General features: G+C 62.7%; 23 protein-coding genes and 1 tRNA gene. 11 read left to right on the top strand and 13 right to left on the bottom strand.

Translation table 11 applies throughout. The annotated features are described in order from the left end of the window. The first annotated feature begins 37 nt into the window (after positions 1-37). Genes AR323_RS04295 through AR323_RS04285 form a run of 3 tightly spaced genes read left to right on the top strand, consistent with a single transcriptional unit; the run spans position 38 to position 2,216 of the window. A complete protein-coding gene (locus tag AR323_RS04295; RefSeq protein ID WP_057882737.1) occupies positions 38-1,171 on the top strand; it encodes a bifunctional 2-C-methyl-D-erythritol 4-phosphate cytidylyltransferase/2-C-methyl-D-erythritol 2,4-cyclodiphosphate synthase in 1,134 nt (377 codons plus the stop codon). After that, entirely contained in the window at positions 1,168-1,722 is a 555-nt protein-coding gene (locus AR323_RS04290; RefSeq protein WP_152980298.1) for a hypothetical protein, read from the top strand. The genes AR323_RS04295 and AR323_RS04290 overlap by 4 nt, the downstream gene beginning before the upstream one ends. Continuing rightward, a complete protein-coding gene (locus tag AR323_RS04285) occupies positions 1,716-2,216 on the top strand; it encodes a CinA family protein (RefSeq protein WP_057882735.1) in 501 nt (166 codons plus the stop codon). Before AR323_RS04290 ends, AR323_RS04285 begins: the two co-directional genes overlap by 7 nt. Here AR323_RS04285 and AR323_RS04280 read toward each other — a convergent pair. Continuing rightward, complete coding sequence (locus tag AR323_RS04280; protein ID WP_057882734.1) at positions 2,177-2,638, bottom strand: type II toxin-antitoxin system RatA family toxin; 462 nt, start codon at positions 2,636-2,638, stop codon at positions 2,177-2,179. The two genes, AR323_RS04285 and AR323_RS04280, sit on opposite strands and share 40 nt — an antisense overlap. Next, complete coding sequence (lipA, locus tag AR323_RS04275; RefSeq protein WP_057882733.1) at positions 2,638-3,576, bottom strand: lipoyl synthase; 939 nt, start codon at positions 3,574-3,576, stop codon at positions 2,638-2,640. The genes AR323_RS04280 and lipA overlap by 1 nt, the downstream gene beginning before the upstream one ends. Before the next feature lie 59 nt (positions 3,577-3,635). Between lipA and AR323_RS04270 the strand changes: the two genes are divergently transcribed. Both AR323_RS04270 and AR323_RS04265 read left to right on the top strand, forming a co-directional pair. Continuing rightward, positions 3,636-4,289 carry a carbonic anhydrase gene (locus AR323_RS04270; RefSeq protein WP_057882732.1) on the top strand — a complete coding sequence of 218 codons (654 nt, stop codon included), beginning with the start codon at positions 3,636-3,638 and terminating at the stop codon, positions 4,287-4,289. 41 nt (positions 4,290-4,330) lie between these two features. Then, positions 4,331-5,053, top strand: a complete 723-nt coding sequence (locus AR323_RS04265) for an NYN domain-containing protein (protein WP_057882731.1) — start codon at positions 4,331-4,333, stop codon at positions 5,051-5,053. A gap of 60 nt (positions 5,054-5,113) precedes the next feature. Here the strand turns inward: AR323_RS04265 and AR323_RS04260 are convergent, their stop codons facing one another. Next, positions 5,114-6,403 (bottom strand): hypothetical protein, encoded by a 1,290-nt coding sequence (locus tag AR323_RS04260; protein ID WP_152980297.1) that lies wholly within the window; start codon positions 6,401-6,403, stop codon positions 5,114-5,116. A gap of 298 nt (positions 6,404-6,701) precedes the next feature. Here AR323_RS04260 and gyrA point away from each other — a divergent pair, with 298 nt between their 5' ends. Then, positions 6,702-9,533, top strand: a complete 2,832-nt coding sequence (gene gyrA / locus AR323_RS04255; protein ID WP_057882730.1) for a DNA gyrase subunit A — start codon at positions 6,702-6,704, stop codon at positions 9,531-9,533. Positions 9,534-9,574: 41 nt separating this feature from the next. Here gyrA and AR323_RS04250 read toward each other — a convergent pair whose 3' ends face one another. Further along, on the bottom strand, positions 9,575-10,228 hold the full coding sequence (locus tag AR323_RS04250) for a lysoplasmalogenase family protein (protein ID WP_235510447.1): 654 nt from the start codon (positions 10,226-10,228) through the stop codon (positions 9,575-9,577). A 65-nt stretch (positions 10,229-10,293) separates the two neighbouring features. On the opposite strand from AR323_RS04250, the gene trmFO reads away from it, so the two are divergent. Then, a complete protein-coding gene (gene trmFO, locus AR323_RS04245; protein ID WP_057882729.1) occupies positions 10,294-11,643 on the top strand; it encodes a methylenetetrahydrofolate--tRNA-(uracil(54)-C(5))-methyltransferase (FADH(2)-oxidizing) TrmFO in 1,350 nt (449 codons plus the stop codon). On the opposite strand, the gene AR323_RS04240 is transcribed toward trmFO, so the two are convergent. After that, positions 11,640-12,101 (bottom strand): EF-hand domain-containing protein, encoded by a 462-nt coding sequence (locus AR323_RS04240; protein WP_057882728.1) that lies wholly within the window; start codon positions 12,099-12,101, stop codon positions 11,640-11,642. The two genes, trmFO and AR323_RS04240, sit on opposite strands and share 4 nt — an antisense overlap. 837 nt (positions 12,102-12,938) lie before the next feature. Here AR323_RS04240 and AR323_RS04230 point away from each other — a divergent pair. Genes AR323_RS04230 through AR323_RS04220 form a run of 3 tightly spaced genes read left to right on the top strand, consistent with a single transcriptional unit; the run spans position 12,939 to position 15,423 of the window. Further along, entirely contained in the window at positions 12,939-14,534 is a 1,596-nt protein-coding gene (locus tag AR323_RS04230; protein ID WP_057882726.1) for a TadE/TadG family type IV pilus assembly protein, read from the top strand. Further along, positions 14,531-14,986, top strand: a complete 456-nt coding sequence (locus AR323_RS14640) for a TadE/TadG family type IV pilus assembly protein (RefSeq protein WP_057882725.1) — start codon at positions 14,531-14,533, stop codon at positions 14,984-14,986. Before AR323_RS04230 ends, AR323_RS14640 begins: the two co-directional genes overlap by 4 nt. Then, complete coding sequence (locus AR323_RS04220; RefSeq protein WP_057882724.1) at positions 14,986-15,423, top strand: TadE family protein; 438 nt, start codon at positions 14,986-14,988, stop codon at positions 15,421-15,423. The genes AR323_RS14640 and AR323_RS04220 overlap by 1 nt, the downstream gene beginning before the upstream one ends. A gap of 15 nt (positions 15,424-15,438) precedes the next feature. Here the strand turns inward: AR323_RS04220 and AR323_RS04215 are convergent, their stop codons facing one another. The 3 genes from AR323_RS04215 to AR323_RS15080 all read right to left on the bottom strand — a co-directional run bounded on the left by AR323_RS04215 (position 15,439) and on the right by AR323_RS15080 (position 18,315). Continuing rightward, on the bottom strand, positions 15,439-16,812 hold the full coding sequence (locus AR323_RS04215) for a pyruvate dehydrogenase complex E1 component subunit beta (RefSeq protein ID WP_057882723.1): 1,374 nt from the start codon (positions 16,810-16,812) through the stop codon (positions 15,439-15,441). Beyond that, positions 16,812-17,864 (bottom strand): pyruvate dehydrogenase (acetyl-transferring) E1 component subunit alpha, encoded by a 1,053-nt coding sequence (gene pdhA, locus AR323_RS04210; RefSeq protein WP_057883160.1) that lies wholly within the window; start codon positions 17,862-17,864, stop codon positions 16,812-16,814. The genes AR323_RS04215 and pdhA overlap by 1 nt, the downstream gene beginning before the upstream one ends. Positions 17,865-18,042: 178 nt before the next feature. Then, positions 18,043-18,315: an FtsB family cell division protein gene (locus tag AR323_RS15080; RefSeq protein ID WP_235510446.1), complete on the bottom strand. Its 273-nt coding sequence runs from the start codon at positions 18,313-18,315 to the stop codon at positions 18,043-18,045. Between the two features lie 219 nt (positions 18,316-18,534). On the opposite strand from AR323_RS15080, the gene AR323_RS04200 reads away from it, so the two are divergent. Further along, positions 18,535-18,939 carry a hypothetical protein gene (locus AR323_RS04200; RefSeq protein ID WP_083495239.1) on the top strand — a complete coding sequence of 135 codons (405 nt, stop codon included), beginning with the start codon at positions 18,535-18,537 and terminating at the stop codon, positions 18,937-18,939. Here the strand turns inward: AR323_RS04200 and AR323_RS04195 are convergent. From AR323_RS04195 to grxC, 5 genes are all read right to left on the bottom strand, one after another. Continuing rightward, positions 18,933-20,090, bottom strand: a complete 1,158-nt coding sequence (locus tag AR323_RS04195) for an acyl-CoA dehydrogenase family protein (RefSeq protein WP_057882721.1) — start codon at positions 20,088-20,090, stop codon at positions 18,933-18,935. The two genes, AR323_RS04200 and AR323_RS04195, sit on opposite strands and share 7 nt — an antisense overlap. Positions 20,091-20,113: 23 nt before the next feature. Next, positions 20,114-20,190: transfer RNA gene (locus tag AR323_RS04190), tRNA-Arg, on the bottom strand. A 39-nt stretch (positions 20,191-20,229) separates the two neighbouring features. After that, a complete protein-coding gene (locus tag AR323_RS04185; protein ID WP_057882720.1) occupies positions 20,230-20,682 on the bottom strand; it encodes a DUF1178 family protein in 453 nt (150 codons plus the stop codon). 8 nt (positions 20,683-20,690) lie between these two features. Continuing rightward, positions 20,691-21,509: a carbon-nitrogen hydrolase family protein gene (locus AR323_RS04180; RefSeq protein ID WP_057882719.1), complete on the bottom strand. Its 819-nt coding sequence runs from the start codon at positions 21,507-21,509 to the stop codon at positions 20,691-20,693. Then, positions 21,506-21,772 carry a glutaredoxin 3 gene (gene grxC, locus AR323_RS04175; protein WP_057882718.1) on the bottom strand — a complete coding sequence of 89 codons (267 nt, stop codon included), beginning with the start codon at positions 21,770-21,772 and terminating at the stop codon, positions 21,506-21,508. The genes AR323_RS04180 and grxC overlap by 4 nt, the downstream gene beginning before the upstream one ends. Between the last annotated feature and the right edge of the window lie 8 nt (positions 21,773-21,780).

The raw sequence follows: 21,780 nt of genomic DNA, 5'->3' as shown, positions 1-21,780 counted from the left end.
GAAGGACCGCGTGCAAGGAGGTAGCGCACGGGGAGCAATGGGCACCCTTCCCTCTTTCGCAGCCGTCGTGGTCGCGGCCGGCCAAGGGCTTCGTGCAGGACAGCCCGTGCCCAAGCAGTTCGCCAACTGGCGCGGCAAGCCCGTGGTCAGGCATTCGGTCGAGGCGCTGCTGAACGCAGGTGCGAAGCAGGTGGTCGTAGCGATACCCGGGGGTGCGGACGACATGGCGATCGCTGCCCTGTCCGGGCTCGACGTGGCGCTCGCCACGGGTGGCGCGACACGGCAGGAATCCGTGCAGCGGGCGCTCGAAGCGATCGGAGCGACGGACCGCGTCCTGATCCACGATGCCGCTCGCCCGTCCCTCTCCCGACCCGTCATCGAGCGACTGCTTCGAGCTCTCGATAAGTACCCGGGCGCCATCCCGGTGCTCCCCGTTGTCGACAGTTTGGCAGTCGATCTTGGCGGCGTGATGAGCGGCTCTGCCGACCGGTCGACCTTGCGACGGGTACAAACTCCGCAGGCTTTCCGCTTCGCGGATATCCTGTCGGCGCATCGCGCCTGGACCGGCGAGCCGACCGCGGGAGACGATGCGCAGGTGCTGCGCGCGGCAGGCGGCACCGTCGCGCTGGTCGAGGGTGACGAGGCGCTCGCCAAACTGACGTTCGCAGGAGATTTCGTGGACCAAGTCTTGCCCGTCCGCATCGGCACCGGTTTCGATGTGCATCGTCTCGCTCCCGGCGAAGAGCTTTGGCTCTGTGGGGTCCGCATCGAACACGAATTCGGCCTGGCCGGGCACAGCGACGCCGATGTCGGCATCCACGCCCTCGTCGATGCGCTGCTGGGCGCGATTGGCGCAGGGGATATCGGTCAGCATTTTCCGCCCAGCGATCCGCAATGGAAGGGAGCGGATTCCGCGCGCTTCCTTCAGCATGCCACCAAGTTGGTGGGCGAAGCCGGCTACAGGGTCGGCAACATCGACGTGACACTCATCTGCGAAGCGCCCAAAATCGGCCCCCACCGCGATGCCATGCGCGACCGCCTTGCCCTGCTTGCCGGCATCGATGCAGGCGCGGTAAATGTGAAGGCTACTACGACCGAGCGGCTCGGCTTCGCCGGTCGCGGCGAAGGAATAGCCGCACAGGCCGTCGCCACCGTCATCGCCAATTCGTGAGGACTTTCGTGAACCGCTGCCACACCCTGATCGCCGCCGCCGCAATCGCCGCTTTGCTTCCAGCCCCGGCCCAGGCTCAGGCCGCCCGAACCTGCCTGACGGAACGAGAGGTCGCGCAAATGGCGATCTATTCTGTGCCATCGTTGGTCAGCGGGGTTCGGCAGAAATGTTCTGCGCGGCTTTCCTCGAGCGGCTTCCTCGCCACCCGCGGGGATTCATTCGCGCAGAAGTATGCCGCCCTGCAAAACGAGACGTGGCCGGTCGCCAAGTCGGCGTTGTTGAAGTTTGTCGGCGGAGCATCGAGCCAGGCGAATTCGAACGACCCGGTCGCGATGTTCGCCTCTCTGCCGGACGAGGCCGTGCGCCCGATGGTCGATGCCATGATCGCCCAGAAGGTGGGGGATTCGGTGAAGCCCAGTCATTGCGCCAACGTCGAGCGGGGTATGCAACTCGCTTCGGTCATGAACCCGCGTGACAGCGGCGCGATGATCGCGTTCGTCATGGCCGTGGCCAAACCCAAGAACTCCCCGATCTGTCCGGCCAGATCGTGAGCTATCTACTGCCTTCGGACATCGTGGCGCTCGCCCGGCGTGTGATTGAGGAAAACGCCAAGATCGGGCGCCGGGTCGCGCTTGCCGAAAGCTGCACCGGGGGACTGGTCGCCGCAGCGCTCACCGAAATTCCGGGCTCCTCGGCGGTACTCGACCGGGGTTTCGTGACGTATTCCAACGAGGCCAAGCAAGAGGACCTGTCGGTCTCCAGCGAGATAATCGAGACTTTCGGCGCGGTCTCGATCGCGTGTGTCTGGGCCATGGCGCAGGGCGCGCTCAAGCATTCCAACGCCGATGTTGCAGTGGCGATAAGCGGGGTTGCGGGGCCGGACGGCGGAACTCCGCTTAAGCCGGTAGGTACGGTCGTCTTTGCCCGTGCCACGCGCGAAGGCGGCGCCGAACCGGACGGCGAGCTACGTCAACTTGACGGCGGATCGCGTTCGGAAATCCGTCGTCAGGCGACGCTGGCCGCGCTGGAACTGCTGCTGCCGTAAAGCGCGTGCGCCCGCGTTTCGAACGCGGCCACCATCTTTCGGAAGGCACGGTCGAAGTATTGGCCCGCCAGCGCTTCGAACACGGCGTTGCGGAACGTGAACTCGACACAGAAATCGACCTCGCAGCCGCCGTCCGGAAGGGGGCGGAACAGCCACCGGTTGTCGAGATCCTTCATGGGGCCGTCGAGATAATGCACCTCGATCCGGTCGGGTCGCTGTTTGACGACCCGCGACGTGAACTTCTCGCGCAACTGCTTGAAGCCGACGAGCATGTCGGCGACCATCTCGGTTTCGCTGTCGGACCGCACCCGGGTGGCCACGACCCACGGCAGGAATTCCTGATAGCGGGCAACATCCGCCACCAGGTCGAACATCTGTTCGGCCGAATAGGGTAGCGTGTGGACGTTGTGGATTCCCGGCATCAGCGCAGCTGCCGCACAAGCTTCTCCTCGCGAGCGGCACGCATCGCCGCGAAATCGTCGCCGGCGTGATAGCTGGACCGGGTCAGCGGGCTGGCTGCGACCTGCAGGAAGCCCTTGGCGCGCGCGATCGCTCCGTATGCTCCAAATGCCTTCGGCGTGACGAACTCTTCGACCTTGGCATGACGGGGAGTCGGCTGGAGATACTGGCCCATTGTGATGAAATCTACGTCGGCAGAACGCATATCATCCATCACTTGATGAACCTCGAGCCGCTGCTCGCCCAGCCCCAGCATGATGCCGCTCTTCGTGAAAATGCGCGGATCGTGGGCCTTCACTTCCTCGAGAAGGCGGAGCGAAGCGTAATATCGCGCACCGGGGCGGATCGTGGGATAGAGACGCGGCACGGTTTCGAGGTTGTGGTTGTAAACGTCCGGCCCGGCTTCGCAAATCGCCTCGACAGCGGGGCGCATCTTGTTGCGGAAGTCCGGGGTCAGGATTTCGATCGTGGTATCCGGCGTCTCGCGGCGCAGCGCCTCGATAACCTTGACGAACTGGCCGGCTCCGCCATCGGGAAGATCATCGCGATCGACGCTGGTTACGACGATGTGGGTCAGTCCCAGCTTGGCGGCGGCGACAGCCACATGCGCCGGCTCGAGCGGATCGACCGTGCGCGGCATCCCCGTCTTGACGTTGCAGAACGCGCAGGCCCGCGTGCACACATCGCCGAGGATCATCACCGTGGCGTGCTTCTTCGTCCAGCATTCGCCGATGTTCGGGCACGCGGCTTCTTCGCACACGGTATTGAGCGAAAGATCGCGCATGAGTTGGCGCGTTTCGTGATAGCCCTTGCTCACCGGCGCCTTTACGCGGATCCAGTCGGGCTTGCGCTGGCGTTCGGGACGCGCGGGCATCTGCGGGGCGGACGCGAGGTCGTTCATGGCCCGCCACTTAGGCGCGGGACTTGTCAGGTGCAATGCCGTGAGGCATCGGCAGGACCATGACTACGTCTCCATCGATAGAACTTGCCGGCCTTATCGAAGGCTACCGCCGCTTCCGCGAGACGGGCTGGAATCCCCGCCGCGAACGCTGGGCCGCGCTCGGCACGGGACAGGAACCGCGCGTCATGGTCATCGCGTGCTCCGACAGCCGGGTCGATCCAGCACAGATATTCGACGTCGATCCGGGTACGATATTCGTCGTCCGCAACGTCGCGGCGATGGTTCCGCCTTTCGAGACTACACCTGGCCACCACGGCGTTTCGGCCGCGCTCGAGTTCGCGGTTCAATTTCTCAAGGTCCGCGAAATCGTCGTGATGGGCCATGGTCTGTGCGGTGGCTGCAAGGCGGCTTTGACCCAGTCGATGCACGGCACCGAGCCGGGCAAAGGCGGGTTCATCGCCGACTGGATCGACCTGCTCGATGATGCCCGTGCCGAAGTGGTCGCCAAACACGGCACCGAGGGCCGCGACGCCGAACGCGCGATGGAGCTGGCTGGGGTAAAAGTCAGCCTCGCCAACCTGCGGACATTCCCGTGCGTTTCGGAACTGGAATCGCGCGGCAAGTTGCGCCTTCGCGGTACCTTTTTCGCCATAACCGACGGTGTGCTTCACCTGCTCGACGAAGGCACGGGCGACTTCTCGCCCGTGGCCTAGGCCTGTTGCGTAATAGCGGGCGCAGGCCCATTGATCGGCGGATGGATACGAACGACAACTTGAAGAACATCGCTTTGCTGATCGACGCGGACAACACCCAACCCGCTGCGATCGATCCGGTGCTGACCGTCATGGCCGAACTGGGCCAGGTCAACATCCGCCGCGCATATGGCAATTTTGCCAAGGGCAATCTGGCCAAATGGGACACGATAACAAATCGGTTCGGGATCAGGCCGCAGCAACAGTTCGACGTGTCGAAGGGCAAGAACGCCACGGACATGGCAATGACGATCGACGCGATCGACCTGCTTTACCAAGGCAAGGTCGATGGCTTCGGGATCATGAGTTCCGACAGCGACTTCACCCCGCTCGTTACTCGCCTCAGGCAGGACGGCATTGTCGTTTACGGATTCGGAAGCGGCAAGACACCGCAGTCGTTCAAGTCGGTCTGCACACGCTTCATCGACATCGACCAGCTGATCAAGACTGCGGCGACCGAAGGCAATTCGGCGCCCGATTCCGCGCAGACGGTTGCAGCGGACACCGAGCTCATGGAGTTGATCGGTGCGGCCTACAAGGAATCGAAGCGCGACGACGAAGGCTGGGCAAAGGTCCAGCAGGTCGGCCAGATCGCCGGCAACCGATCCAGCTTCGACGTACGAAACTATGGCTTCAACAGCCTGTCTGCGATGTTCCGCAGCCTCGGCAATTTCAAGGTCGAGCGCCGCGACGATGGTCAGCTATGGGTGAAGCGGCTGCGCTGACAAACGAAAACGGGCGCGAGTAAGCTAAGACCCGCGCCCGACTGTAGTTTTCGCGAGAGATCAGGAAGCGGCGGCTACCGCCGTACCAGCCTTCTGCGCTGCATAGACGCTCCAAAGCTGTGCAATCGGCTGACGCTCGCCCTGAACCTTCGCAAAGGTCGCCTGCGCCTCAGCCAGCTTACCTTGGTCGACCTGAGCGATGCCTAGCCGGGTGAGGACGCGCGCCGTGTCCACACCGGTCTTGCCCAGCGCCATCTGGTAGAACTCCTCGGCCTTTGCCGGCTGGTTATAGCTGAGGAAGACATCACCCGCCGACATGGCCGTTGCGGCAGTGGAGGAGGCGGCGCGCGCGTCGCGCTCCAGCGCCGGGAGTTCGGCCATGTCGGCTTTGACCCGATTTGAAGCAATGGTGCGCGCTTCGTTGACGAAAACGTCGCCCGACTTGAGCATTCCTGCTGCCGTACCGGCCTCGATTACGCGCTGGGTCTCGCCCGGAAACCGGCGAGCATCGGACGCTTCGATGTAGTCGACATAGTCCCGCTCGGTCCGCATCGCATCGGCGCGCATGGCAAGACGCATAAGGTCGAGGAGTTCCTGCCCTTCGTAGTTGCGGAAGTTACGCTGGATGGCAATCGCATCGCCCCAGCTTGCTTTCGAAGGGTAGTTTTGAGCGTACAGCGCCGAATACTTGAGCGATTGCGGCTCGAGCTTGCCCTGATACGCTTGCGACAGGCCACGCTTCAGCCAGGTGTCGGGAATTTTCTCTCCCGCTGCCGTCTTGCGTGCGATCGCCTTATCCAGCGCGTCGAGACCGACACCTGCCTGATCTTGTGCGAAATAGGTTTCGGCAATCAACAGCTCGGCATCGCCTTGATAACCAGCAGCGACTGCCTGTTCGGCGCGCGTGCGAGCGGCGGCCCAATCCTTGGCATTGTAGGCGAGCTGTGCAGCGGCAAAGCTGTTGCGCGCAAGGTCTCCCGCAGGAGTCTTGCCACTGTCGAGCATCATGTCGAGACCCTGGCGCTGCAGAGGAACGTCGCTCGACTTGGCGCCGACGTTGAACGTCAACTGTCCCGCAGCGAACTTGTCGTCGGGGGTTTCGGCTGCCGCCGTCACGGCCGGCAGTTGCGCCTTGGCGGCGGCGAGATCGGTACCGTCGGTGACGATCTTCGACACGGGCTGGTAGGCGGCGATGAACGCCTTAGAATAATTTGCCTTCGGCGCTTCCTGCTCCTTGCCCTTCTTCTGGGCGAACGCGGGGGTGGCCGCAGCCGTCATGCCGACGGCGGCAGTTGTCGCGAGTGCGACAGCGAAAGCGAGCCGCGAGGCGGCCGGACGAATCTTTGGCATCGAGTGGTCTCCCATGAGTGGACTCGGCCCCGCTGAGGGCCTCCTGCCGATACGAAAACGCGCTAGTGGCCAATCGTGTCCGACAATGCAATCCACCTACCTTTGCGGCCGTGAACGCCCTTTGAACGGCGATTTCAGGCCGCCGACAGCGGTTGCACCCACTGTCCTTCACTCTTATGTGGAAAACGGCCTCGATGAGGTGCCAACAGGCCCTCGCAAACTGGCGGTTTCCGCCCCCTTGCCCTAGGCGAATATCAGCCCGCTGCGCCTTTGCGCGCGCCACCGAAACGGCAGTACCTTGAGCGACGAAACCGACACCCTGAACCCGCCCGCATCGCCGGTCGAATATACTCGCATCGACATCGTCGACGAGATGAAGACCAGCTACCTCGATTACGCGATGAGCGTGATCGTGGCGCGCGCCTTGCCCGATGTTCGCGACGGGCTGAAGCCAGTTCACCGCCGGATACTCTTCGCCAGCAACGAGGGCGGTTTCGTCGCCGGGCGCCCTTATCGCAAGAGCGCCAAGATCGTCGGCGACGTGATGGGCAACTACCACCCGCACGGCGACAGCGCGATCTACGACGCGCTGGCCCGCATGGTGCAGCCTTGGTCGCTGCGCGTCCCGCTCATCGACGGCCAGGGCAACTTCGGCTCGATGGACCCCGATCCGCCGGCCTCGATGCGCTACACCGAGGCGCGCCTGGCTCGCGTCGCCAATTCGCTGCTCGACGATCTCGACAAGGACACGGTCGATTTCGCCGACAACTACGACGGTTCGCGCAAGGAACCGACGGTTCTTCCCGCCCGGTTCCCCAACCTCCTGGTCAACGGCGCCGGCGGCATCGCCGTCGGCATGGCGACCAACATCCCGCCGCACAATCTGGGCGAAGTGATCGACGGTTGCCTTGCGCTGATCGACGATCCGTTGATGGCGCCCGAGGCGCTGATGGAAATCATCCCTGGCCCGGACTTCCCCACGGCACCCCTGATCCTCGGCCAGTCGGGCGCGAAATCCGCCTATCTGACCGGACGCGGATCGATCCTGATGCGCGCGCGGCACACAATCGAGCGTGGGCGAGGCGACCGGGAATCGATCGTCTTTACGTCGATTCCCTATCAGGTCGGCAAGGCCGGTCTGGTCGAGAAGATCGCCGACGCCGCGAAGGAAAAGCGGATCGAGGGCATCTCCGACATTCGCGACGAGTCGAATCGCAATGGCGTTCGCGTGGTCATCGACCTCAAGCGTGACGCCACGGCCGAGGTCGTGCTCAATCAGATCTGGCGCCATACCCCGGCGCAGGCGAGCTTCCCCGCCAACATGCTGGCGATCCGCGGCGGACGCCCGGAAACGCTCGGCCTGAAGGATATCCTGCAGGCCTTCATCACGTTCCGAGAGGAAGTGATCACCCGCCGGACCAAGTTCGAACTGGCGAAGGCGCGGGACCGGGCCCACATCCTGCTCGGCCTGGTGGTCGCGGTATCCAACCTCGACGAAGTGGTCGCCATGATCCGCGGTTCGTCCAATCCGGCGGAAGCACGCGGGAAGTTGCTCGCCAAGGAGTGGCCGATCGGCGACATCGCGCAGTATATTGCGCTGGTCGAAGCGATCGAGCCAAGCGAGGAACAGCACGGCGGCAGTTACAAGCTGTCAGAACGTCAGGTTCGGGCGATCCTCGAACTCCGCCTCCACCGACTTACGGCGCTCGGTCGCGACGAGATCGGTGGCGAACTCAACGAACTGGCCGCCGCAATCGAGGAATACCTCTCGATCCTGGGCGACCGGGGCAAGCTTTACGATGTCATGCGCGCGGAACTGCGGGAGATCCGCGATCTTTATGCGACACCCCGCGTCAGCGAGATCGCGCCCGCGTGGGACGGCCTCGACGACGAGGATTTGATCGAGCGCGACGAGATGGTCGTGACCGTGACACTCGACGGATACATCAAGCGCACCCCGCTATCGACTTTCCGTGCCCAGCACCGAGGCGGCAAGGGCCGCGCCGGCATGGCGACGAAGGAAGAGGATGCTGTGTCGAACATGTTCGTCACCAGCACGCATAACCCGGTCCTGTTCTTCTCCACTGCGGGCAAGGTCTATCGGCTTAAGGTCTGGAAGCTGCCCGAAGGCGGACCGACGACGCGGGGCCGGCCGATCGTCAACCTCCTGCCAGCACTAGATGATGGCGAAACGATCCGCACCGTGCTGCCTTTGCCCGAGGACGAGAGCAGCTGGGGCGCACTCAACGTCGTGTTCGCCACCGCCAAGGGCAACGTGCGCCGCAACAGCATGGACGCGTTCGCCAACATCCCGACCAACGGCAAGTTCGCCATGAAGTTCGAGGATGATAGCGAAGATCGTCTGATCGGCGTCGCGCTGCTGGAATCGGGTGATGACGTGCTACTCGCCACGCGCGACGGCAAGGCCATCCGTTTCGAAGGCGAGGACGTACGCGAGTTCGTCAGCCGCACCTCGACCGGTGTACGCGGCATGCGTTTGAAAGACACCGACGAAGTCGTCTCGCTCTCGATCCTTCACAGGGTCGGCACAGATCAGGAAGAGCGCGAGCAGTATCTGCGCTTCGCCCCTTGGAAGCCCGACAAGGAAGGCGAACCCGAGCTATCGGAGGAACGCTTCGACGAACTGGCCGCGAAGGAGCAGTTCATCCTGACTGTATGCGCCAACGGCTACGGCAAGGTCTCGTCTGCCTATGAATACCGGCGCATCAACCGCGGCGGCCAGGGTGTGACCAACATCGACAACATTGAACGGAACGGTCCGGTCGTTGCCAGTTTCCCGGTCCAGGACGGCCAGCAGCTGATGCTGGTAACCGATCAAGCCAAGCTCATCCGCATGCCTATGGACCTGCGACACCTTGCGCCCGATCCGGAGAATGCACCGCGCGCATTCCGGATCATCGGGCGCGGTTCGGCGGGACTCAAGCTGTTTGATGTCGCCAAGGGCGAGACGATCGTCAGCGCCGTACTGATCGACGAACAGGCCGAGCCCGAGAACGAGGCCGAGGAAATGGTCACGGAGGAAATGGTGTCGCGCGGCACCGAAGCGACCGAACCGTACACCTCGCCGCAGAGCGACGACGATATGCCGGAGGAGCCTGGCACGGAATGACATTGAATGGGCGGCGCCGCTCGCTGCGGTGCCGCCTCACGTCAGGCCTGGTGATCGGTCCTCAGCGTGCGGACCACTCCGGTAACGATCAGGAATTGCCCGGCGTAATAGAGCGGCCAGATTAGCCATTCGGCAATCCTGTACTCCAAGGCGTTGCCGAGCCGCGCGAAGATCAGCAGGTCGCTCGCCACAAACAGCAGCGCTCCGATTCCCACGTGATAGCGGCTGAACCGGCTCAGCCAAGCCGTCGCCGCCATCGCCGCGAGCGCAGCGGCATAGGTTACCGCGAGCGGATCGCGCGAGAGCAGCCACGCGAGCAGAGGGACGCCCACAAGCAGGGCGACCGCCGCCCCCTTCTGCGATCCGCTGGTCTGCGCCCGGCGATTGGAGAGATAAAGCGCGATCGCCACGAGATGGGAAATCAGGAACAGGCCGCCACCGAGTTCGGTCCTGAGTTCGATCCCCACGTCCCCTGCAGCCCCGATCGCCATAACTAATGCGATCAGGCGGGCGTTGCGGCCACTGGATCTGGCAAGCGCGTAGGCTGCCAGGACGGCAACCGACCCGCCTTTAAGGGCCATCAGGTAAACGCCGCCGAGCGCGCTATCGCTCAGCACCCAGAACGCCAGCGCCATCGCGATGCCGGCAGCCAGCCACGGCCGATGATCGATCAGTGCGCCCCGCGGCATTTCCATTCCCCCCCTCGTTGGAGCGCTGACTGCCCTTGAACTGCACCCCGTGCAAGCTCTAGGCGGCTGGCATGGCGCATGACATCCACATCATCGGCGGCGGGCTCGCCGGAAGCGAAGCGGCTTGGCAACTAGGCCGACGCGGGATTCGCGTCCGGCTGTCGGAAATGCGCGGCGGCGGAGACATGACCCCCGCGCATCAGGGCGACGGACTCGCCGAACTCGTATGTTCGAACAGCTTTCGCTCCGACGACGACGAGAAGAACGCGGTCGGCTTGCTCCACCACGAGATGCGGCGCCTGGACAGTATCGTCATGCGCGCGGGTGAAGAGGCGCGGGTTCCGGCAGGCTCTGCCATGGCGGTCGACCGCGATGTCTTCTCCGCGGCCGTCGAACGCGAACTGGGCGCGCTTCCCAACATCGAGATCGTGCGCGAGAGGGTCGATGCCCTGCCCTCTTCGGGTCCTACAATCGTCGCGACTGGCCCACTGACGGCCGCATCGCTCGCATCGAGCATCGCCTCGGCCACCGGTCAGGACAGCCTCGCCTTCTTCGATGCCATCGCGCCCATCGTCCACCACGACACGATCGACATGAGCATCGCGTGGAAGGCGGCCCGCTGGGACAAGGGCGGGAAAGACTACATCAACTGCCCGATGGACCGGGACCAATACGTGGCTTTCGTCCAGGGCTTGGTGGACGGCGACAAGACCACTTTCCGCGAGTGGGAGGCAAACACGCCGTACTTCGAAGGCTGTATGCCGATCGAGGTGATGGCTGAACGAGGTCCTGAAACGCTGCGCTTCGGACCGATGAAGCCCGTCGGCCTGGACAATCCGCACGCTGCGACGCCCGAGCATCCCAATGGTCGCTGGCCTTACGCCGTCGTCCAACTCCGCCAAGACAACAAGCTCGGCACGTTATGGAACATGGTCGGGTTCCAGACAAAACTGAAGCACGCCGAACAGGTTCGCCTGTTCCGCACGATCCCGGGGCTGGAGAATGCCGAATTCGCCCGGCTGGGCGGCCTGCATCGCAATACCTTCCTCAACTCACCGCTCGTGCTCGATCGCCAGCTTCGGCTTCGCGGCGGCGAGCATGTGCGGTTCGCGGGCCAGATTACCGGTTGTGAAGGCTACGTCGAAAGCGCGGCCGTCGGTTTGATGGCCGGTATGATGGCAGCAAGCGAGCTGGCAGGCGAAACCTGGAATTCCCCGCCACGCACAACCGCGATGGGCGCGCTGTTGGCGCACATCACCGGCGATGCCGAGGCTGAAACCTATCAGCCGATGAACATCAATTTCGGGCTTTTCCCGCCCCTTCCCGAAGTCAGCAAGAAGGCGCGAAAAGAAGCCTACACCGATCGTGCCAAGGCCGACCTCGGGGAGTGGATGGCACATCGCACTCCGGTCCCGGCCTAACAGCGACAGGCAGGACTACGTCGCGCAGGCTTGGGCGCCGTGCGGGCAAATTCGACCAGATCGAGTTCGTTATCGCCGTCGGCATCGGCGGATTCGAAGCGGTTCACCGTGGCGACCGCCCACTCCTCGAAATCGAGCAAGTTGTTGCCGTCCTTGTCCAGCTTGCGGAACGCGGCGCTGCGGGTGGACAGCATTTCATTGCGCGTAACGCGTCGGTCGCGATTACGATCGTAGCGAAAGAAGCGCTGTTCTTCGCGGGTCAACTCTGTCGCTTCGGGCGGGGCCGGCCCCTTCAACTCCCCCGGATCGACAATCGGCAGGGCGTCCGGCGCGGGCAATTCGGGTTGCAACGTAGGGGGCGGAGCAGCCTTCTCCACCGCTGCCCTGCCCTGCCACCAGAACAGGCCAATCCCGACCAGCACGAGCATCAGCACGCCGCCCAGCACCAACTTGTTCATTCGCGACCCCTGCGACACCCAGTGCGACGATACATAAGCTATCGCCCGATTAAGCCAACCCGAAGAGCCGTGAGCGCCGCCCCTCTACCCGCCCCCAACGGCTCGCCCGACCTGATCGCGCGATCCGCCAAAGCTGAGAGTACGGCGATACCGCGAACGGCGCGGGGAAGTTTCGATGCAGGCTTCATTGCCCGTGCAATCGAAAGTGCCGTCTCCTGCTCGTTAGAATTGGAAGTCCGGAGCGCGAAGTCGGCAAGCGCCCATCGGCGACCTGCTGCTTCAACGGGGTCACGGCTTTCCGCTTGTCCTGAGCGAGAGGCGAACTCGCCAAGTGCTGCACCCCGGGCTCCGGCGAAGCGGTTGATTGCTTCCGCAGGAAGGGGCGCTTCGCCGATTAGCTCCTCCCACCCGTCGACAAGAGCGGTCAGAACGGCCTCTGATCCCTCCCAATCCCGCGTCAACCGCGCCAGCATCGCTTCTCCTGCGGGGCGCTGCGATACGGGTTCGGCAAGTCGATCGCGCCACCAGGCGAACCTGAGCTGGGCAAGCATCGGCTCCCTTGCCCGCACCAACACACTGCCAAGGCGCGCGTCGAATTCCAGCAATGTCGCGAAAGCGGACCTGCCCTTGGATGGCTGCCAGGCCAGCGCCAGGTCCAGCACAGGATCGATGGGTTCGACGGACGTCACCGCCCTCTTTCCGGCCCGCGGCTTGCACCTGTCAAGCACCTCGGTGGGGCGCAATAACCTGTTAACCCTGTCGTTTGGCAAAGCGCTTACCTTGAGCAAGCTATGGCGCACTATGACCGGCCGTATCAATCACGAGGATGCCTGACCCATGGGAGCGATCGCCGACTTCTTCGGACGCTTGCGGAGCAACACCAGCGGCAACGCTATGATGCTCGTCGCGGCGGGCATGCCAGCACTCATCGGGGGTGCCGGCTTCGCCGTCGACGTGACCCAGTGGTATATGTGGAAGTCCGAGCTTCAGTTCGCGGTCGACCAGGCCGCGATCGCGGGGGCCTACGCCCGTGCGAACGAAGAAACCGAAGACACCTACGAAAATCGCGCGACGCAGGAATACACGGCCAACCTATCGAAGACGTCAGAGTTCGCCTCCGATCCGGAGGTCTCTCTCGCCAACTGGGCTACCGGGACCGAGAACAGCGTTATCGTGACGGCATCGGCCACAAAGTCGTTACCTTTCTCCAGCTTCCTGACCGGATCGGCAACGACCGTAGCGGTGAGCGCCCAGGCGGCATTCGAAGAGGGTGTCAACTTCACGAGTTGCCTGATCGCGGTCGATGAGGATGCCGAAGGCGCGGTGACCATCGGCGGTAGCGCCGAGTTCATCGCCGGTTGCGGCATCGCTGCACTTTCGGACGATCCCCTGGCGATCAAGGTCAACGGCAGCCCGACGATCGACGCCGGTTGGCTGATTGCAGCGGGCGGTATCGACCAGTGGTTCAAGGACAACACGGACGACACCATCCTCGAGAACCAGGATGGCCTAACCGATCCGTTCGCGGGACTTACGCCGCCGACCAACGATACGCCTCGCGTATACTCCTGTCCGAGTGGCAAGGCGTCGACATCTTATCTGGCAGATGAGGTAAATACCCGGACACAGATCACGTACGCGTATTACAAAAAGAACGGCAACAACTATACAAGCCAGTCGTTCTCCGGCGCAAAACCTGCGGTGGACAGAACAGAATCTTTGACGAATATTGCGCTATCTGCACTTCCCACGACGAACCCTCAAGTTACCGGCCCGACGGTCGGCGGCTATACGGTTGTCTCGGGGAGCGGGAACAGTAGGATTTACGAACAGCCGACCACTACGGTCACGCGCACATACGTCAATGCTCGCGAGGTCACGATTGAGGGCAAGGGGAGCCCGGCTGTCCTTCTGCCAGGAACCTATCCGGACCTAACGCTCAAATGCGACACCGTATTCAATACTGGAATCTACGTGATCGATGGCGGCGACCTGGTCATCAATTCCCAGTACAACGTAACCGGACCTGGCGTGCTGTTCGTTCTCAAGAACGGTGCGGGAATCCGCATCAACGGCGGCGCGGATGTGGCCTTGACCGGGATGTCGGTATCCCAGCTCGAGGCAGCGGGAGTATCTTCGGACCAGGCGATTAAGCTTGCGGGGATGCTGATCTTCGAAGACCGTAATTCGCCCGGCAACACCGGCAACAAGATGAACGGTAATTCTTCGACCGTTCTCAACGGCACGGTTTATCTACCCGTCAGCAACCTCGACATCGCGGGTTCCGCAGGCGTGACGAGCCAGTGCCTCATGCTAGTCGCTTCCACGATTACCCTGACCGGCAACATGGAAATGACGAGCTTCTGTCCTTCCGGATTGAGCGAGGACACCGAGGTCCTCAGTACGAAGAACAGGGTGAGGCTGGTATCGTGAAAAAGCTCAAGTCCCTTCTCGAGCGCTTGTGTGACGACAGCCAGGGTACCGCGCTGATCGAAACCGCCATCGTCGCGCCGACCCTGATCGTCATGTGCATCGGCGGCTTCGAAGTCGCCACGATGGTGGAAAAGCAGAGCAGACTGCAATCGACCGCCGAACTGGCAACCGAGATTGCCATGGTCTCCACGCCTGACACGGAAACGGAGCGTCTTGCGGTTGAAAGCGAATTGTCGGGGTCCCTACCATCGACCGGCACCATCCAGGTAACTTTCCGATACCGCTGTGGCGAAGAAGCCCTGTCGGAAACCCTCCCTTCCGGATGCGAGGAAGAGGAACTGGCCACTTACCTACACATTGCGCTGACCGATTGGTACGAGCCGGTGTGGAGCCAGTGGGGAATCGGCAGCGCCTTCGAATACGACGTCCAGCGAACTGTCCAGGTTTCGTGATGAAGAACCCCGATCGAGCATTGCTGAAGGATGAAACCGGCTCGGCCGTGATCGAGTTCGGCCTGATCGCACCTGCGTTCCTGATGATGCTGCTCGGCGTCTTCCAGGTTGGCCTGTGGATGCAGTCATATAACGCCATGCGCAATTCGATGACCGAGACCGGACGCAACGTGTCGGTCGAATTCCAGACCGACAACCGTCTAACGAACTCGCAGATTCAGGACTTCGGTTTGGGTATCGCCTCGACGACCCCATACATGCTGGATCTCGAAGACACCAAGGTCTTCGTCGACAAGGACGGTCCTCCAGCCCAGACCATTCCAGGAACGCGCAAGATGGTGCTGACGATGACGCACCAGTTGCCGTCTTTCCTCAGCTTCGCCGGGGTCGACGGCCCCGAACTCACCTACACCCGAGCGGTTTTCGTCGCGATCTGACCCACCGACGACGCCTCAGCCTCGGTAGCAAACCTTGCGAGCGGCTTCCACGATCCGGGGTGCATCGATCAGTGCCAGTTTCTCGAGGTTGGCCGCATAGGGCAACGGCACGTCTTCATCGCAGACCCGCAGAACCGGGGCGTCGAGATGGTCGAAGCCGTCTTCCATGCAGATTGCCATGACTTCCGATGCGATCGAACAGGTCGGCCAACCTTCTTCCGCGATGATCAGGCGGTTGGTCTTGGCCAACGAGGTAAGCACGGTTTCCCTGTCAAGCGGGCGCAGAGTCCGCAGGTCGATCACCTCGGCATCGATGCCCTCGCTCGCGAGCGTTTCGGCGGCCTCTAGCGAGAGTCCCACGCCGATCGAGTAGCTCACGATAGTCACGTCCTTGCCCTCACGCACGATCCGCGCCTTGCCGATCGGCAGGACATGGTCGTCGAGGTCGGGCACTTCGAAGCTTCGACCATAGACCAGCTCGTTTTCCAGGAAGACGACCGGATCCTCGCTGCGGATCGCCGCCTTGAGCAGACCCTTCGCATCCGCGGCGTCGTATGGAGCGATGACGATCAGACCGGGGACGCTTGCATACCACGGCCCAAAGTTCTGACTATGCTGAGCACCGACGCGGCTTGCCGCACCGTTGGGTCCGCGGAACACGACCGGACAGCGCATCTGCCCGCCCGACATGTAGTTCGTCTTGGCGGCGGAATTGATAATGTGGTCGATCGCCTGCATGGCGAAGTTGAACGTCATGAACTCGACGATCGGTCTGAGGCCGCCCATCGCCGCCCCGCTGCCGATCCCGGCAAAACCGTATTCCGTGATCGGAGTGTCGATCACCCGCTTCGGACCGAACTCGTCGAGCAGACCCTGGGTTACCTTGTAGGCCCCCTGATACTGCGCGACTTCCTCGCCCATTACGAACACGCGATCGTCGCGACGCATTTCCTCTGCCATCGCATCACGCAGCGCTTCGCGAACGGTGACGGTGGTCGTCGTAGTCCCTTCGGGAAGATCTGGATCGCGTGACGGCTTGGCCACGGCAGCAGGCTGGGCCGCATCGCCTTTGGATGCGGCAGCGGGAGAAGCGTCAGCCTTTGCCGGTGCGGATTCGGCTGGAGGCTCGGCGTCGGTCTGGTCGGCGTCGTCGCCGGCCATAGTCGCGATCACTTCGCCCACCTTCACGTTTTCGGTCCCTTCGGGGACGATAATCCTTCCGATCGTGCCTTCGTCGACAGCCTCGAATTCCATCGTGGCCTTGTCGGTCTCGATCTCTGCCAGGATATCACCGGCGGACACGGTATCGCCTTCCTTCACCAGCCACTTGGCCAGCGTGCCCTCTTCCATCGTCGGCGAAAGAGCGGGCATCTTCAGTTCGAGCGCCATCAGTAGCTCTCCACCAACACGTCGGTGTACAGGTCGCTCGGCGGTGGCTCGGGCGAATTCTCGGCAAAGTCGGCGCTGGCCGACACGGTCGTCCGGATGCGCTTGTCGGTATCCTTCAGCGCGTCTTCCGATACGCCCCGCTCGAGAAGTTCCTTCTTCGCGCGCTCGATTGGATCGTTGTGCTCGCGCTGGTCCTGAACTTCCTCGCGAGTGCGGTACTTGGCCGGGTCCGACATCGAGTGTCCGCGATAGCGATAGGTGTTGAGCTCCATGAGCACCGGCCCCTTGCCTGCGCGCACATGGGCGAATGCGACCTCGGCCGCCTGGCGCACTTCGAGGACGTCCATCCCGTTCACATCCATGCCCGGAACACGGAACGCCGTGCCGCGGCGGTAGAATTCGGTCTCAGCGCTCGAGCGCGCAGTGCTGGTGCCCATCGCGTACTGGTTGTTCTCGATCGCGAACACCATCGGGAGCTTCCACAGGCTGGCCATGTTCATCGTCTCGTAGACCTGCCCCTGGTTCGCGGCGCCGTCGCCGAAATATGCCAGGCACAATCCGCCGTCGCCCCGGTACTGGTGCGCGAGCGCTAGGCCGCCACCCAGTGCAACCTGTGCACCGACGATCCCGTGACCGCCGTAAAAGCGATGCTCGGTCGAGAACATGTGCATCGACCCACCCTTGCCCTTGCTGATGCCGGCCTCGCGCCCGGTCAGTTCGGCCATGATGACGTTGGGGTCGATGCCATAGGCCAGCATGTGACCGTGATCGCGGTATCCGGTTATCACGCTGTCGAGACCTTCGGTGAGCGCGGATTGCAGTCCGACAGCCACGGCCTCCTGTCCAATGTAGAGGTGACAGAATCCACCGATCAGCCCAAGTCCGTACAGCTGTCCGGCGCGCTCTTCGAATCGGCGGATGAGCAGCATCTGCTCATACATGTTCAGAAGTTCTTCGTCCGTCGCCTTGTATCGCAACGATTTCTCGTGCTCATCTTGCAAGGAATGGAGAACGAACTCGGCCTCCTCGCGATTGTGCTTAGGCGTGGCCAACTTGGCATCGCTCGGGACAGTTGCGGGCTTCGGGGCTTTGCCCCCGACGGCTGGTTTGGCCAATTTCAGGTCCTCGGATATCGTCTGCCGGGGAGGTGGCGAGATGCCTTGAGCCTATGGCGCAAGCCCGTCGCGGGTGCAATCCGCGTGCATACGAAAACCCGCCTGACGCTAGGGCCTAGCGGCTTTCCGAAGGTTCGAGAAGGATGACCACTTCGTCGGGGTGGACTACATTCAGGTCCTTGCGGATAAGTTCCCCAACGAAGTCCGGATCGGCCTTGTTCGGGTTGAGAGCATCGACCTGCATCTTGAGCTCGTTGCGCTCGTGCGAGAGCGTGGCGATCTGCGCGCGGCGCTGGTCAAGCAGGCGAAGATTGTCGCCCCACGCAAGCAGACCGCTCGGTCCAAGAATCGCCAGTCCACCCAGCAACAGAAGGGCGACGAGAGCCACCCCTTGCGTCAGCCGATCACGCGGCGATTGGATTCGATGGCCTTCCCGTGTCACGAAGGCGACAGAATCACAGTTAACGAACCGATTCAAGCGCTTTGAGACAGGTTTTGCGACGCAATGATCGATTGGGATGGATTGGCGGCTAAAAAGCGGTGTCCTGCAACGCATGGCAGCCATCGCAAGTCGCGCCGCTGGCTGCTTCCGGCAGCTTCGGTGGCGATGGCTGCAATCCTGCTCTGGCCGTCTCTGTGGGACGGCCAGACCGAGATTCGCGATGGCCTGACCTTTGCCTCTGGGGACTTGGCCAAGGCGCTCGACAGACAATTGGTTGCCGAACAGCGGTTGGGAGGCGAAACTCGGATTTTGATGACCTTTGCCGATGAGACCGGCAACCTGTGCCGCGGGTTCGTGCGGGCGGACCTATCGGGAATCGCCTGTCGCATGGATGATGGCTGGCACCTGCGCATTCAACGAAATGGCGTCAATGTGGCATCGGGAGACAGTGGCCAGGCCGAGGCAGTCGAACAAGCGGTCATCGTTGGGGCGAATGGAATTGCGGCAGGTTCGGCGCTCGATGCGCCGCAGGAACGGTCGGCGAAGGCGCGCGGCTGGAAACCTCAATAAGAGCGCGGCAAGCCGAGCACGTGTTCGGCAAGATAGCTCAAGATCAGGTTCGTGCTGATCGGCGCAACGGTGTAGAGCCGCGCCTCGCGAAACTTGCGTTCGACGTCGTACTCCTCGGCAAAGCCGAAGCCGCCGAACGTCTGGACGCACATATCCGCCGCCGCCCAGCTGGCCTCGCTGGCGAGCAGCTTTGCCATGTTCGCTTCCGCGCCTGGATTGCCCCCGGCATCGTAGGCTTGCGCGGCATGGTGGACCATGAGTTCCGCCGCGCGCATCTGGGCATAGGCTCGTGCGATCGGGAACTGGACACCCTGATTCTGGCCGATGGGACGGCCGAAAACCTGTCGGTCCTTGGCGTAACCGGTTGCTTTCTCGATGAACCACTTGGCGTCGCCGACGCATTCGGCGGCGATCAGGATCCGCTCGGCGTTCATGCCGGACAATATGTAGCGGAACCCCTGCCCTTCCTCACCGATCAGAGCAGAAGCGGGAATCCGGAGATCGTCGAAGAACACCTCGGTGGTCGAATGGTTCATCAAGGTAAGGATGGGCTTGATCGTCAACCCTTTGCCGACGGCTGCTCGCATATCGACGAGGAAGATACTCAACCCTTCGGTACGCTTAGCTACGTCTTCCCGCGGCGTGGTCCGCGCGAGCAGCAACATCAGGTCCGAATGTTCCGCACGGCTCGTCCAGATCTTCTGACCGTTGACGACGTAGTCATCTCCGTCGCGCAAGGCTCGCGTCTTGAGAGATAGCGTATCCGTGCCGCTGGTCGGCTCCGATACACCGAACGCCTGAAGGCGCAGTTCGCCGCTGGCGATACCGGGAAGATAAGCTGCTTTCTGGTCGGCGCTGCCATACTTGAGAAGCGTATTCATGATATACATCTGCGCGTGGGCGCTTGCGCCGTTGCAGCCGGCAGCCTGGATCTCCTCCATGATGACCGCGGCCGCATCGAGCTTCAGGCCGCTGCCGCCGAACTCTTCTGGGATCAAAGCGGCGAGGAAGCCCGCTCGGGTCAGGGCGTCGACGAATTCCGCCGGATAGGCGCGATCGCGGTCCTTCGTGCGCCAGTATTCCCCGGAGAACTCCTCGCACAGCGCGCGCACTGCGCGGCGGATTTCCGAAAGGTCTTCGCGCTCGTTCATGCCCCGCCCTGCCATTCTAGGAATGGTGCGCCCGACAGGATTCGAACCTGTGGCCCCCAGATTAGGAATCTGATGCTCTATCCTGCTGAGCTACGGGCGCGCCGGGGGCGGCTGTAAAGCGCGGGAATTGCGCTGGCAATCAGTTGAGTTCGTCGGGCGGTGCGACAGGAAACGGCAGCGGGGCGATCGGTACGCCCTCGTCCACCAGCGCCCTGGCTTCATCGGGAGTTGCTTGCCCATGGATCGTGGCGTGCTCGCGCTCACCGTAGTGCATGGCGCGCGACTGTTCGGCGAACTCACCGCCGACCCACTTGCTGCTCTGGAGTGCCATCGCCTGCGCTTCGGCAAGTGCGCGGATCGCCGAGGCAATTTCAGGAGGCATTTCGTTGGTCAGCGGCCGGGTTGCATTGGTCTGGCGGGCGTTGCTTTTCACCGGGACTGCCGGCGCCATCGGCGCCTTGTCAACCACGTTCGAACCGCACTGCGGACACTCGACCAAGCCGCGTTTGCGCTGCTCGTCGAACGCACCCGACGATCCGAACCACGCTTCGAAGCGGTGGCCATCCGGGCAAGACAGGTCGAAAACGATCATGAGCTGGGCTAGTTGGGGATATTGCGCTTGTTGGCAAGGCTCGGCAGTTGGCGACGAATTTCGTCGGTGCGCGCGGTGTCGAATTCAGCAAAACCGACACCTGAATTCTCGCCCCCCATGTCGAGGACGACTTCGCCCCACGGATCCACCACCAGACTGTGACCGTAGGTCCGCCTGCCGTCCGTATGTTCGCCGACTTGTGCCGCGGCGATCACCCAAGCGCTGGCTTCGACGGCGCGGGCGCGTTGGAGCAGGTGCCAGTGGGCAGCACCCGTTGGAACAGTGAACGCGGCGGGAATTGCGAGGGCATCGCAAGTACGACGCCCAAGCTGTTCGAAAAGTGCGGGAAAGCGGATGTCGTAGCAAACGGTGAGCCCAATCCGCCCAATCGGGGTGTCCTCGACGGCAACGACCGACTTCCCCGGCTCGAAGGCATTCGATTCCCGCCAGCTCTCCCCGCTGGCAAGATCGACATCGAACATGTGAATCTTGTCGTACCTTGCGACGATCGCCCCAGCAGGATCGATCACCAGCGAGCGATTGGCCCATCGCCCGCCATCGCCCATGACGGCGAGGGAACCGAGAGCCACCCACAGTCCATGCGCCGCCGCGGCCTGGCGCGTCGCGGCGAGAACGGGATTATCCTCTTCGGGTACGATGTGGCGAGCTGCCCGGATGCGATCCCGATCGAGCAATCCGCTCATTTCCGGGGTGAACAGCATTGCGGCACCGCCGGACGCTGCCTGCTCGATCGCATCGCTGATGCTGTCGGCATTCTCGTTGGGCTCAATGCCGGCGGTCATCTGCAACAGCGCAATGCGCGTCATGCCGAGGCGAGCATTGCGTCGAGCTTACCTGCCCGTTCGAGTGCCGCGAGATCGTCAGAACCGCCTACATGGGTGTCGCCGATGAAGATCTGCGGGACAGTTCGTGCCATCGGAGCCTTGGCCATCATCTCGTCGCGCTTTGGACCGCCCATCGTGATATCGTGCTCGGTGTAGGAAACCCCCTTGTCATCGAGCAGGCGCTTGGCGCGATAGCAGAACCCGCAGCCGAACTTGGTGTAAATGACGACTTTCGGTTGATGCATCAAATTTC

Source organism: Tsuneonella troitsensis (genome assembly GCF_001441535.1).
Taxonomy (GTDB): Bacteria; Pseudomonadota; Alphaproteobacteria; order Sphingomonadales; family Sphingomonadaceae; genus Tsuneonella; species Tsuneonella troitsensis.
Note: the sequence above shows the minus strand (reverse complement) of the source record. Positions and strands in the feature narration are given on the sequence as shown.